The sequence below is a fragment of the Alkalihalobacillus sp. CinArs1 genome, from assembly GCF_947387515.1.
In the GTDB taxonomy this organism is placed as follows: Bacteria; Bacillota; Bacilli; order Bacillales; family Guptibacillaceae; genus Guptibacillus.
Window position 1 is genome coordinate 447,940 of the sequence record NZ_CANDOB010000002.1, and the last position, 12,885, is coordinate 460,824.

Annotated in this window: 11 protein-coding genes and 1 pseudogene; 8 read left to right on the forward strand and 4 right to left on the reverse strand. The window is 46.2% G+C overall.

The genetic code is table 11. The features are described from left to right. Positions 1–2 precede the first annotated feature (2 nt). The 5 genes from PFZ69_RS10815 to PFZ69_RS10835 all read left to right on the forward strand — a co-directional run bounded on the left by PFZ69_RS10815 (position 3) and on the right by PFZ69_RS10835 (position 6,020). Complete coding sequence (locus PFZ69_RS10815) at positions 3–383, forward strand: GntR family transcriptional regulator (RefSeq protein WP_270181091.1); 381 nt, start codon at positions 3–5, stop codon at positions 381–383. Continuing rightward, the gene (locus PFZ69_RS10820; RefSeq protein ID WP_270181092.1) at positions 380–1,078 is read left to right on the forward strand and encodes an ABC transporter ATP-binding protein; all 699 of its coding nucleotides are present in this window, start codon (positions 380–382) and stop codon (positions 1,076–1,078) included. Before PFZ69_RS10815 ends, PFZ69_RS10820 begins: the two co-directional genes overlap by 4 nt. A 270-nt stretch (positions 1,079–1,348) precedes the next feature. Beyond that, positions 1,349–2,803 (forward strand): Na+/H+ antiporter NhaC, encoded by a 1,455-nt coding sequence (gene nhaC / locus PFZ69_RS10825; RefSeq protein WP_270181093.1) that lies wholly within the window; start codon positions 1,349–1,351, stop codon positions 2,801–2,803. Positions 2,804–2,827: 24 nt separating this feature from the next. Further along, positions 2,828–3,988 carry a beta-aspartyl-peptidase gene (iadA, locus tag PFZ69_RS10830; RefSeq protein ID WP_270181094.1) on the forward strand — a complete coding sequence of 387 codons (1,161 nt, stop codon included), beginning with the start codon at positions 2,828–2,830 and terminating at the stop codon, positions 3,986–3,988. Between the two features lie 25 nt (positions 3,989–4,013). Continuing rightward, entirely contained in the window at positions 4,014–6,020 is a 2,007-nt protein-coding gene (locus PFZ69_RS10835) for a sigma-54 interaction domain-containing protein (RefSeq protein ID WP_270181095.1), read from the forward strand. An 18-nt stretch (positions 6,021–6,038) separates the two neighbouring features. Here PFZ69_RS10835 and PFZ69_RS10840 read toward each other — a convergent pair whose 3' ends face one another. Then, complete coding sequence (locus PFZ69_RS10840; RefSeq protein ID WP_270181096.1) at positions 6,039–6,569, reverse strand: GNAT family N-acetyltransferase; 531 nt, start codon at positions 6,567–6,569, stop codon at positions 6,039–6,041. A gap of 45 nt (positions 6,570–6,614) precedes the next feature. Further along, positions 6,615–7,184 (reverse strand): CGNR zinc finger domain-containing protein, encoded by a 570-nt coding sequence (locus PFZ69_RS10845; protein ID WP_270181097.1) that lies wholly within the window; start codon positions 7,182–7,184, stop codon positions 6,615–6,617. Between the two features lie 99 nt (positions 7,185–7,283). Between PFZ69_RS10845 and trxA the strand changes: the two are divergent. After that, positions 7,284–7,604, forward strand: a pseudogene (gene trxA / locus PFZ69_RS10850) (thioredoxin); the annotation flags it as partial. Positions 7,605–7,667: 63 nt separating this feature from the next. Here the strand turns inward: trxA and PFZ69_RS10855 are convergent. After that, positions 7,668–8,258, reverse strand: a complete 591-nt coding sequence (locus PFZ69_RS10855; RefSeq protein WP_270181098.1) for a helix-turn-helix transcriptional regulator — start codon at positions 8,256–8,258, stop codon at positions 7,668–7,670. Between the two features lie 194 nt (positions 8,259–8,452). On the opposite strand from PFZ69_RS10855, the gene PFZ69_RS10860 reads away from it, so the two are divergent. After that, positions 8,453–8,917 carry a GNAT family N-acetyltransferase gene (locus PFZ69_RS10860; RefSeq protein ID WP_270181099.1) on the forward strand — a complete coding sequence of 155 codons (465 nt, stop codon included), beginning with the start codon at positions 8,453–8,455 and terminating at the stop codon, positions 8,915–8,917. Between the two features lie 49 nt (positions 8,918–8,966). On the opposite strand, the gene PFZ69_RS10865 is transcribed toward PFZ69_RS10860, so the two are convergent. Further along, the gene (locus tag PFZ69_RS10865; RefSeq protein ID WP_270181100.1) at positions 8,967–12,002 is read right to left on the reverse strand and encodes an efflux RND transporter permease subunit; all 3,036 of its coding nucleotides are present in this window, start codon (positions 12,000–12,002) and stop codon (positions 8,967–8,969) included. Positions 12,003–12,280: 278 nt separating this feature from the next. Here PFZ69_RS10865 and PFZ69_RS10870 point away from each other — a divergent pair, with 278 nt between their 5' ends. Then, positions 12,281–12,859, forward strand: a complete 579-nt coding sequence (locus tag PFZ69_RS10870) for a TetR/AcrR family transcriptional regulator (RefSeq protein WP_270181101.1) — start codon at positions 12,281–12,283, stop codon at positions 12,857–12,859. The last annotated feature ends 26 nt before the right edge of the window (positions 12,860–12,885 follow it).

Sequence of the window (12,885 nt, forward strand, 5' to 3'; positions counted from 1 at the left end):
GAATGGGAGAAGAGTTTAATCCCTCAAAGCCGATTTACTTGCAGCTCGTAGATCGCATTAGCTGGGAAATCATTAAAGGCGAAAGGAAAGCCGGTGAAAAGCTTCCTTCTGTAAGGGAAATGGCGATTCAATCGGGTGTGAATCCAAATACAGTGTCACGCACTTACAATGAACTGGAGAGGATGGAGATCGTGGAGACAAAACGAGGGCAGGGAACGTTTGTGACCGAGGAAAAAGAAAGGCTTAGCGAACTTCGAGAAGAGCTGAAGCTCAACCACATCCAGAATTTTATTGAAGAAATGAAGCAGATGGGATTTTCATCAGAAGATATGATCGATGGCATCAGAACGTACGTCACGAATGAAAAGGAGAATAACGCATGATTACTTTTGAGAACGTATCGAAACGGTATTTAACAAAACGTGCCCTGTCAGATGTGAATGTAACGATCCCAGAAGGAAAGCTCATCGGTCTCGTTGGATCGAACGGCAGCGGGAAATCGACGTTTATGAAGATGATCGCAGGCCTTGTTGGACCTACTGAAGGAAACGTAACGATCGACGAAGTGCCTGTCACGAGGCGAACAGCAGATAAAGTTGCATACCTCTCAGAGTTAGATGAATATTACTCCTTTTATTCTGTGAAAGAAACGATCTCCTTCTTTGCAAGTCAGTTCGCTGATTTTAATACAGAAAAGGCATTCGAAATTCTTGATTTTATGGAAGTTGATCGCGAACAGAAGGTAAAGCATCTCTCGAAAGGGAACCGCGGAAGGGTGAAGATCGCCCTCACGCTTGCGCGAGATGTTCCGATCATTCTAATGGATGAGCCGCTATCCGGACTTGACCCTATGGTAAGAGATTCAATTGTAAAAGGGTTGCTTTCTTTTATTGATCTAGAAAAACAAACCGTTATCATCACGACGCACGAAGTGGCGGAGATCGAGCCGTTGCTCGAGATGGTCATTGCGATTCGAAATGGGAAAGTTCTTGCGCTTGAAGACGTTGAAACAATTCGTGAGCGCGATGGCATGAGAATCGTCGATTGGTTGAAGAAGCAGTATCAAGCGGAGGCTTGATCTACACATCTGAGGTGGTCAGGAACATACCTGACCACCTCTTTTTTATCCTACAACACCCAAACAGAACCAATTGTTGTTTTGGGGTGAGGGGATCTTGAGTGGTCCACTACATCCCGACAGTCCCGTTTTATCCCGTTTCATTCTCGTTTTACTAATCTCTCCAAACAAAGAACCCCCTTTGTTTTCACCGTTTTTTGAAGAATTAAAATGTTGGCACGGAACTTGCTTGTATAAAAGTAGCGGTAAAAATAAAAGGGGGAACTATTCATGAAGAGAAAGCCAGGATTTTTGTTAGCCATACTTCCAATTGTCTCGATGTTGCTGTTGCTAGGTATTGGGTACGGGGTGTTTCATCTACGTGCTGAGCCATTATTGATTACAGCGGCTATCATTGCAGCGATCATCGGAAAGTCACTTGGCGTGTCGTGGAATGAGATGCAGGATGGCATAGTCGAAAAGACGGCGAAAGCGATGCCGGCGATTCTGATTTTGATCACGGTTGGTGTGTTGATTGGGACGTGGATGTTATCTGGGACGATCCCATTGATGATCTTCTACGGAATTGAACTCATCAATCCTAGTTACTTGTTGATCACAGCATTCATCGTAACAGCAGTCGTATCGACGTTCACAGGAACGTCTTGGGGCTCTGCGGGTACGATCGGTGTTGCGATCATGGGGATCGCGATCGTTCAAGGTGTGTCGTTACCGATGACGGCAGGAGCGGTAGTCGCGGGTGCTTACTTTGGTGACAAGCTATCACCACTTTCTGATACAACGAACCTTGCACCAGCTGCAGCGGGAAGTGAGCTGTATGAGCATATCAGACATATGCTGTACACCTCGATTCCAGCAGCGTTAGTCGGCTTGATTATTTATTTCTTTGTTGGGAAATCTGCGCTGACGGGTGATAGTGGGAACGAAGAAAAGCTTGAAATGATGACGTCGACGCTAGGGACGATGTTTGATTGGAACATTTTATTGATACTACCTGTCATCATCGTGCTCGGTGGGTCGATCATGAAGTTTCCAACGATTCCAGTTATGCTTACGTCTTCCATCGTTGCGATTCTTCTTGGACTCGTGTTCCAAGGTGTGACGCTTGAAAGTGCGTTTCTTGCAAGTGTGAATGGATTTAACGTTGAGATGATGGCAGCATCGATGGATCCAGCTACCATTGCGCCAGAAGTTGCGAACTTGATGAACCGTGGCGGAATGAGTTCAATGATGGGCACCACGCTGATCGCGTTTTGTGCGTTTTCCTTTGCTGGGGTGTTGAGTAAAATCGGCGCGCTTGAAGTTGTACTTGCAAAGGTTAATGAAAAAGCGAAGTCAACAGGCAGCATGGTCCTTGCGACAGTGCTTTCGTGTATTACGATGGCGGTCACCACGGGTAGTTCTTATCTATCGATCTTGATTCCAGGTGAACTCTTTAAAAATGTTTACAAAGAGCGAGGTCTTCACGCAAAGAACTTATCTCGTACGCTTGAGGATTCCGGAACAGTGGTCGTGCCGATCGTGCCATGGTCACTCGCTGGTGTGTACATGTCGAGCACGCTCGGAGTACCGGTTATCGAATACTTACCATGGGCAATCATGTGTTACGTCGGATTCATTTTTGCGATCTTGTTCGGGTTCACAGGCTTTTCGATTACAAAAGTAGAGAAACAGCCTGGGGCGATGAAGGTCGATTCAGAGCAAGAAGCACAGTATAAAATTTAGTACGGGACGACAGGAGGATCATTCATGCTGAAGTTAATACAACAAACAAACGTCTACGCACCGGACTTTTTAGGAAAAAAAGATGTGCTGATTGCGGGTGACCGTATCGTCACGATCGAGGATTCGATCGAGTTGAGCGGCGTGGAGTTTGAAACCATCGATGGGACAGGCACCTCGTGCGTGCCTGGTTTCATCGATCGACACGTTCATATCACAGGCGGTGGAGGTGAAGGGGGCTTCTCCTCTTCGACCCCTGAAGTTCAGCTAGGTACGCTCGTTAGAAGCGGGATCACGACGGTCGTTGGATTGCTTGGAACAAACGACATCGGACGAAACACGAAGAACTTGCTGTCGAAGGCGAAGGCGTTAAGGGAAGAGGGCATGAACGCCTACATGTTAACCGGTGGCTATGGGTATCCATCGAATACCATTACCGGCGACCTGCGTGAAGATATTCTTTTCTTTCAAGAAGTGCTCGGATTGAAGCTTGCAATCGAGGATCATCGTTCTTCTTACGTCACGAACGAAGAACTGAAGCGTCTTGCTAGCTACACGAGGGTTGCTTCGATGCTCGCTAAGAAAAAAGGATTCGTTCACCTTCACATGGGAAGCGGGAAGAATCACTACGAGCAAATCTATGAAGTACTTGAAGAAACAGATTTTCCGATCAGCCTCTTCAGTCCAACGCATATTAATCGAACGGAAAGTCTATTGGAAGCTTCCATCGAGTTTGGCCGTCGCGGTGGATTGCTAGATATCACGACGAACACGGTCACGAAAACAAGTACCGGGTCGTTAAGCCCAGCACAGGCGATGCAGTACCTTATTGAAAACGGGGTGCCGACAGAGAACATCACGATGAGCTCCGATGCGAATGGTAGTCTTCCATCATTTGATCATGATGGAAACTTGAACGGCCTTGCGGTGGCAGGATTTGAACCATCGCTACAAGCGTTCAAAGAACTCGTTCAAGGATGCGGACTTCCATTAGAAGAAGCGCTCAAACCGTTTACGATCACGCCTGCAAAGGGACTTGGACTAGCTGATGAGCGTGGCTCACTCCTTGAAGGAAATTACGCAGACATACTTCTCCTTGATGAAGAGCTGAACATAAAGGACGTATATATCAACGGATCTGCTTTTATGAGAGAATACGAGATAACAAGATCAGGCGTGTTCGAATAGATACAGAATGAGAGGTAGCTTGCATATGAAAGAACTCATCGTCATTTCATTAGGAGAAAATACATTACATAGTGTCGTCGAACAGGTAAAACGGTATCTCGGGAACAACGTGGTCGTGAAAGGGTATGCGATTGAAAGAGGCATTCATCAACGCTTTGAAAACAGCGTTGTCCTCGTCACAGGTGAAACTGTTTTGAACCTTGCTGCTGACTATATAAAAGGGGCGAAGAAAATTATCGTCGCGAGAAGAGCTCTTAGCTATGATTTTATCGAACCTGTATTTTCGCTAAAAGAAAAGACGGATGTTCTTCTTGTGAACGATACGAAAGAAAGCTGTCTCGAAGCGATGGATCAGTTGAAGAGCCACGGTTTTCAATCGCTTTCGCTCCATCCTTACTATCCAGGCATCGATGGCTATCCAACGTGCCAGGTCGCAATCACACCAGGGGAGAGCCAGCTTGTTCCGAAAGAAATACATGACGTGATCGACATTGGAAATCGTCAGGTGGACATCACGACGATTACTGAAATCATGTTTGAGCTCGATCATCTGCACGAAGCAGGAACGCTCGCATCGTCTGAGTTCGTAAGTGATATCATCGGCTTAACGAAATACCTATCAACGTTGAACCAGAAGTACGATCAATCGAACCTCCTGTTAACGACGATTTTTGATAAGTTCGGAAAGGCCTTGCTGTTCTGTGATGATGACGGAAACATCATGTATTCGAATGAAAAGATGAACTGGATGCTGAACGATACGCCTCGGAAGCAGCCTACGATCAGCGATTTTCTTGGAGAAGAATTTCAGTTTAAAACGGATGGCGAACATGAGGACGAAGTGGTCGAACTTAACGGGAATACGTACATCGTCTCCGTCGATCGGGTCGAGAATGAAGAAGGCGTCATCTGCTATTTACTTGAGATTGAAAACTACGATACGTTAAAGGAACTCGACACGGTCATTCGATCAAAAATCAAAAACAAGAAGTTTGTCGCGCGCTACGATTTTCATCACCTTTATTCGCGAAATGAAAAGATGATGGAGATGACAGCGTTAGCGAAGCGAATGGCGAAACGTCATGCGGCAATTTTGATTCAGGGCGAAAGCGGGACTGGAAAAGAGCTGCTCGCTCAGGCGATCCACAATGAATCGCTCCGGTCACACCAGCCCTTTGTTCCGGTGAACTTCGCTGCGCTATCGCCAACTATTTTAGAAAGTGAGCTGTTCGGTTACGAAGAAGGCGCGTTTACTGGGGCTGTGAAAGGTGGAAAGCGGGGCTTGTTTGAAGAGGCGCACAACGGCACGATCTTCATGGATGAAATCGGTGATGCGCCGCTCGATCTTCAGGTGAAGCTATTGCGGGTTCTCCAAGAAGGAAGCGTGAGACGCGTCGGTGGAACGGAACAAGTGCCGATCGACGTGAGGATCATAGCCGCGACGAATCTTGATCTTGAAGAAAAAGTTCAAGAAGGCTCGTTCAGACAGGATCTCTACTACAGGCTTAACGTGTTACCGTTGAACACCCTTCCACTGCGGGAAAGGCGAGAAGATATTCTCCCGTTGATGCATCACTATCTTAATACGTTCACGGAAGAAGAAGTGTATCACGCCAATGAATATATTGAGAAAGATGCCGTGGATTTCTTGATCCAACACCCATGGCCAGGGAACGTGAGAGAGCTGATCAACGTTGTTGAATACATCGTGAGCATGAAGCTCCCAAATGAACGAATTGCGCTCCGTGATCTTCCGCGCTATTTCTTGAAGGAAGCGGAGGTATCGCCACGCCCGGTCAGTGTATTAAGTGAGAAGGAAGAAGTTCTTCTCATGATTCATAAAAAATATGGCATCGGCCGAAGAAAAATCGTATCGGAGCTTAAGAACAAAGGAATCGTGATAGGAGAGGGGAAAGTAAAACGTGTGCTCAGTGAGCTCCGCGATAAAGGGTTTATTGAAGTGAACAAAGGCGTTAGGGGATGTATGATTACGGATGATGGTGTTAATGAAGTACGGGCGTTGTTGAGGTAGGAGTCGCCCGAACCTACCTCACAACGTATATTCTAACTGAAGATCCAGCGGTTCACGGTTGTAAATGTCTTCGTTCATTTCTTCCGCGAGCACGCACCCCATACTGAAATAGAAGCGCTGCGTTTCGATCGACGGGTGCGCGCCTATGTACAATTTCTCAGCACCAAGCTGCTTTGCGACGTTGGTCACGACGTTGAAAAGCTTCCTGCCAATACCATTCCCGCGATGTTCTGAAGAGACGTGGATGTAGGATAGCTCTCGGTAGCGGGATCGGTCTCCGAATACTTCTGATTCGATGACGGCAAAACCTACAACAGTCGTATCCATATTCGCAATGATCACTGCGCCACCGCCTTCAGTCACATCTCGAAAGTGCTGGACGATTTCTCGCTTACGGGTTAGGGACCATTTGTCTTTGAAGTGATCTTCTTTTTCGACGAGACTTCCATTTTCGTTCACGAGCACGCGCGATGTTTCTTGGTTTCTATTAAACGTGTCTAGCATAGAAGGGTATAGATCAGACGGGGTGATTTGCTTGATCGTGAGCATTGTTTCACTCCTCTACAGAAAATAAGGATGAGGTCCCAAGTGGCCTCATCCTTTGTTTTGGGACATTTTTGTTTTTTGATAATGCTTCTTCGCCTTCGTGCGATTTCCGCAAACCTCCATGGAGCACCATTTTCGCTTTCCTTTTTGATTCACAAAAAAAGCGAGGCATTCGTCATTTTCGCATGCTTTAACCTTTGTTAACGTCCCACTTTCCTGAAGCTCCAGCATTGAAAGCGCGATGATCGAGAGAAGTCCGTTCGTACCACCTTGTGAAGGGAGTGGAGTTAGGCTTCCGTCTTCTATGATAAAAGAAAGCGGTGCTGTTTCCGTCATCGTGCTCAGCACGCCGATCACGTTTTCATCTTCCTCAGCAAAGTACGCGCGACACTGATCACGAAAGTTTCTAAGATCGTTCATATGGAGAGGACCTTCATTGATCCGCTCTACCTGTCTAGTTGTTAGTAATCCCTTTTCCCTCATCAACTCGATCCATTCCAAGCCATCCGATGCTGTTGCTAACAGATCTGTCGGACTACTTTCATGCATCTTCATCGTGTTCATCAAGTTGATGAAGAGGTGATCAGAGAAATGTGGAAAATTCGTTTGTTGATTCATTATGAGACACACCTTTTGCGTTATCTTTGACAACGATTATAACATAATGTATTATTCTAACCACTAAATAAATTTTTAGTAGTTAGATTCAAAAAGAGGAGAGATAACATGGCAGTACAACAAGTAACAGACCATAACTTTGAAGCAGAAACAAAAGAAGGACTCGTTTTAGCAGATCTAGGTGCACCTTGGTGTGGCCCTTGTAAAATGATCGCACCCGTTCTCGATGAACTTGATGAAGAAGAAAAAGACCTAAAAGTCGTAAAGCTTGACGTCGATTCAAACCCTGAAACAGCACGCAAGTACGACGTAATGAGCATCCCGACGCTACTATTCTTTAAAGACGGCGAACTCGTTGATAACGCAGTTGGCTTCCGTACGAAAGAAGAACTAGCATCGATCGCGAAGAAACACGGCTAAACGATAAAGAAAGTAGCGCCTCTTATGGAAGTGGCGCTACTTTTTTTGTATGTATGCTAGTTTCTACATTCTTCCTGCAATATTCGAACCTATTGCCAACAAAATGATAGCAGCCATCATAAATTGGAAGAAAAACAGAACAGAAATTGTTTCGTGGCCAAGGTAATCAAGGGTGATTCCATTGATTGTAAAGATACCGATTGCGACCGTTAAGAAAATGGTTGTGAATTTGCTTACCCTCGCATCTACTCGTTCATCACGACTAGGATGCTTCGGTTTTTCCTGTTTAGACTTGTAGTTTGATATTCCTATTCCAATGAGAGAACCAACTAGTCCTGCCAATATAGGAGCGAAGTAGTCTAGGCTTCCTGTAAAGTAAGCGATAAAAAACAGAACAACAATTGCAATGAGGGTAAAGGGAACAGCCTTACTCTTTTTCTTCTCCTTTTGCTTACTCTCATCAAATTGAAATAATTCTTCCACAGATGTATTGAGATATGTACTAATCTTTAAAGCTAGTTCCAAGCTAGGGTGATACTTATTTTCTTCGAACGCGATGATGGTTCTCTTCGTCACTTGTATTTCTTCTGCCAAATCTAGTTGTGAAACGTTGAGCTGTCTTCTTACTTCCTTAATACGATTTTCAACGAGCAATGGTGAGAGCACCTCCAGAAATATAGGTTGATAGATCAATCATAAGGTTATTAGCCAGAAAATGTAAGGTGTGAATTTTTAGGCAACTAGATCGGTGTTTTTGCAGCGAGTGTGCTGCCTCTTTCTGAATAGGTGTATGATAGGATGGAAGTAACGTTATACAGTAATCCATCGGGTTGTGAAAGGAAGCGGTAATGATAAATCATTCTAAGAAAGACATCATCCTAGCTCCATACCATCCAACGTACGGGGAACAAACGGTTTCGATGTGGAGGGAAAGTAAGGAACGAGCGTTAGGGCAGAAAGAAATTCATACGTTTGAAAACCATCTCCATTTCCTTAATCATGTTCTTTATAAGCAGTATGTGATTGAAATTGCGCTGCTGAATGATAAGGTTGTTGGTATGATTGTGTACAATCAAAACGAGATCAATCAGCTCTATATTCATGTCGATTATCAAGGGTTCGGGATTGGAAATGCTCTTCTACATAAAGCGAAAGCACAGTCTGAAAGACTTACACTCTATACATTTGAAGTGAATACGAACGCACAGCGTTTTTACGAAAAGCACGGGTTTACGATCAACGGTCGAGGACATGAAAACGAGGAGAATCTTCCTGATCTTTTGTATGAGTGGGTGGATGAAGAACGAGCTTGATAGAAAAGAAGAGCCTGGAGCGGCAGTCGCCACGTCCAAGCTCTTCTTTTTAATTCGCGATCGTTTCTTGTTTCACATCTACCTGCGCAATTCGCTGTTTTTTCGATTTCTTAAAGTACAACAACTCATAAAACACTGGAACAATTACAAGCGTCAGTACTGTCGCAACGGCAAGACCACCGATGACAACCACTGCGAGTGACTGCGAAACGAGGTTTCCGTCTCCTGCGTGGCCGAATAGGAGCGGGATCATCGCACAAATCGTTGCGATCGCGGTCATGATAACCGGGCGAAGGCGCGTTCCGCATGCTTCGATGATAGCGTCGCGGATGATCATCGTTTCTTCGTTTTGCTTCACGCGGTCGATCAAGACGATCGCGTTTGTGACGACGATTCCGATCAGCATCAGTGCTCCGATCAAGGCGGTTGCGTCCGCTGGAACGCCGGAGATGAGAAGTCCGAGCACGGCACCGATCGATGCGAGCGGAAGGGTAACAAGGATCGCGAGCGGTGCACGAAGCGTTTTAAACGTCAGCACCATCACAAGGTATACGATTAAAATGGACGCAAGCATCGTGAGTCCAAGATCCTGGAAGTCGCTCGCCTGCTGCTGGGAAGCGCCTCCGGTATCGATGCTCATGCCTTCTGGTAAGTCGAGGTCGTTGATGATTTGCTGAATATCTTTTGAAACAACAGAAAGCTCTTCAGGCGTCACTTCTGCGGTCACCCTCGCATACAGGTCACCATCTTTATGAAGAACCGTACTTGGCTTTTCCTCTTGCGTGATCGATGCGACGTCAGAAAGTGGTACGACCCCAGCGTTCGTTGTGATCGATAGCTCTTCTAGATCGCCTAGTGTATCCGGGGTAACGCCAGCGTTTAGAAAGACTGGTGTCGTTTGCTCATCGAGAGTGACCGTACCGAGCGGCTGCGGGTTCAGGAGGCTTCTGATCTGCATCGCTGCTTGCTGAGTGTTCGCTTTTTCAGTATCGATCTCGACTGTGTAGACAGGAGTCGTTTTATCCTGGTTGCTCGATACTTTCTGGACACCGTCAACGCCTTCGATCTTTTCCATGAGTGTTTCAGATGTGTTCAATATGTCTTTCGTGTCGTTTCCAACGACATCATACGTGATGGAGGAGTTGGAAGATCCGCCGAACATGGACGTCGGGTACGCTTCGATCTCCACGTTCTTTTCATCTTTTTTCGCTTCATTCACGTCTTCAATGAAGGCTTCCGCATCAGCACCTTCTTCCATGATGAAGGTGTACATGACCGTATCAGGATCGCTTACTTCGCCATACTGAGCGGCTTCTGTACTCGAGCCATACTGCGTGATGAAATGCTCATAGCCTTCAATGTCTGTGAGTTCTTTTTCAAACGACAACATGCGTTCTTTGATTTCCTCTTCCGGCGTATCGCTCGGGAAGACCATGTCGACGACAACGATAGAAGCGTCGCTAGCACCAGTTGCCGCTTTTGGCATGCTTACGTAAAGGCCGATTGAACCGAACAGGACGACGACCGCGACAAGAATCGGTACGAACTTATGGTTCAGTGACCATTTCAATACGCGCAAGTAGCCTTCAGGTCTCCGGTGTGGAGGAAGGGTCGTGTTCTTCAGCATCGCGCGGCTCAAGACCGGTACGACAGTAAGCGCAACAAGAAGCGATGCGAGCAATGAGTACGATACCGTTAGTGCGAACGGAAGGAGGAAAGCTTTTAGCGATCCGTTCACAAGTCCCATCGGAAGGAACACCGCAACGGTGATCAGTGTTGAAGACGTAATCGCCCGAGATACTTCTTTCGTTGCGTCGATGACGGTTGCTTTTGATAATCGTTCGTTCTGACTTTTTCTAAAGATGTTCTCGACAACAACGATGCTGTCATCCACGAGTCGCCCGACGGCTACCGCAATCCCACCAAGCGTCAGGATGTTAAGCGTGACGCCTGATAGCCAGAGAAGGAGCAGCGTGATGCCGAGTGAGAGCGGAATCGAGATCGCTGTCACGATCGTTGGCTTTAGTTTTCGTAAAAAGAGCAAAATCACGAGCGTCGCGAACAAGGCGCCGAGTCCAACTTCACGCACCATGCTGTTGACGGAACTCTTTACCATATCACCCGTTGTAAAAAGTGTCTGTGCTTCTACGTTACCATACGTGCTGTTGATCTCTTCAACGGTATCGACGACCTGATTCCCAGCCGTCACAGCACTCGCGTCGGTTTCTTTAAAAAGAATAACGGCGAGCGCTTCTTTTCCGTTCACTCTTGTGACCATGCTGTCTGATTTTACTTTTTCAACAGACGCAACGTCCGAGAGCTTAACGGCAGGCGCATCAGGGATCTGAAGCGGCAACGCAAGGTTCTCAATTCCTTCTAACGAATCAAGGTCATCCGTTACGTTGATCGTGCTTTTCTGACCATCGATGTTACTCGTTCCTGCGGAGGCTGAGATGCTTTGTCCTTGGAGGACACCCATCACCGCATTCACAGGGATACCAAGTTCGGTCATCTTATCATTATCAAGGTTGATCTGAACGCGAGACGTGTTTTCGCCCATCACGCTCGCTTGAGAAATCACATCGGTATTCTCAAACATCGGTCGGATCTCGTCTTTTACAAGTTCCGTGTTTTCTTTCGTTAATCCGTCTTCAAACGTGACCGACACTTGACCGACTGGAATCATCGAGGTGTTCAGCTGAGAGACTTGAGGTGCTGAAACACCTTCTGGAAGCGAGATTGATGCGATCGCATCGCTCACATTGTTCTTTGCGTCTTTCATCACCGTACTCGAGTCAAAGTTGATGACAATCTGTGAGTACCCTTCACCCGTGGTGGATAGGACACTCGTTTTTCCTTCGATCGATGCGACGGCTTGCTCGATCGGTTCCGTGACAGATGACGTCATGGACCCAGCATCGTATCCTTGCCCAAACGTGACGACGGTTACTTGCGGGTTGTCTGCTTCAGGCAAAAACTCCATCGGCAGCATGAAGTAGCTCACGGTTCCGACAAGCATCGTAATGACGATGAACAACCCCATCGCAGCTTTGTTTCGAAACGCCCAATTCGTGATCGCTTGCATCGTATTTTCCCCCTTGTTTTTAATTTCTCCCCCAAGATGTCTTCACTTAAAATGGACTTCAAACGTTTTCCATTTCCCTAAGCCCAAAGACTTAGAACGCTGTTATGTACACGTACGATTGTACGATAGAAAGGTTTCAACTATTCCACTAAAACCGATTCGTTTACAAACTCTTCACGCTTTCTAGTACTTCTGCTTCATTGTTAATGTTTTCCTTGGTAGGTAAAATAAAGATAGGAATGAATGTTCATTCCGCATGATTTCGAAATGAAAGGGGGATGACTGTGACGACCCTAAACAAACGAGATACGATCGTCAGCAGCGCGCTCGAACTCTTCGCTGAACGTGGCTTTGATGCGACAACGGTTCCGATGATCGCTACTTCTGCCAATGTTGGAGCTGGAACGATCTATAGATATTTTGAAAACAAAGAGGTGCTCGTGAACACCCTTTTTCAAGAATACGTTGGAACGTTTATGAAGACGATCGAAGAGGGCTTTCCATACCATGAGTCCATTCGTGACCAGTTTCATCATCTTTTTAAAAATATGATTCTATTTACGAATCAACATGAACATGCGCTTTATTTTATTCGAAAACATAGTGCCGGCCATTTTCTTGATGAACAGAGCCGGGAAGACTTCACACAGCTTTTGGAGTTATTCAGTACGTTTTTTGATGAAGGAAAAGAGAAGAACGAGATTCGGAACTTGCCTTCCAAAGCGCTGATCGCCATTTTGTATGGCGCATTCCTCGAGCTTCAAAACCTTATTCGAGCAGGCGAGCTTGAACCATCTCCTGAACTTTCATCTGGAGTAGAAGAAAGCCTTTGGGATTCCGTTCGCCGTCATACGTGAAGAGCAGCTGCTCTTCATAATATGGA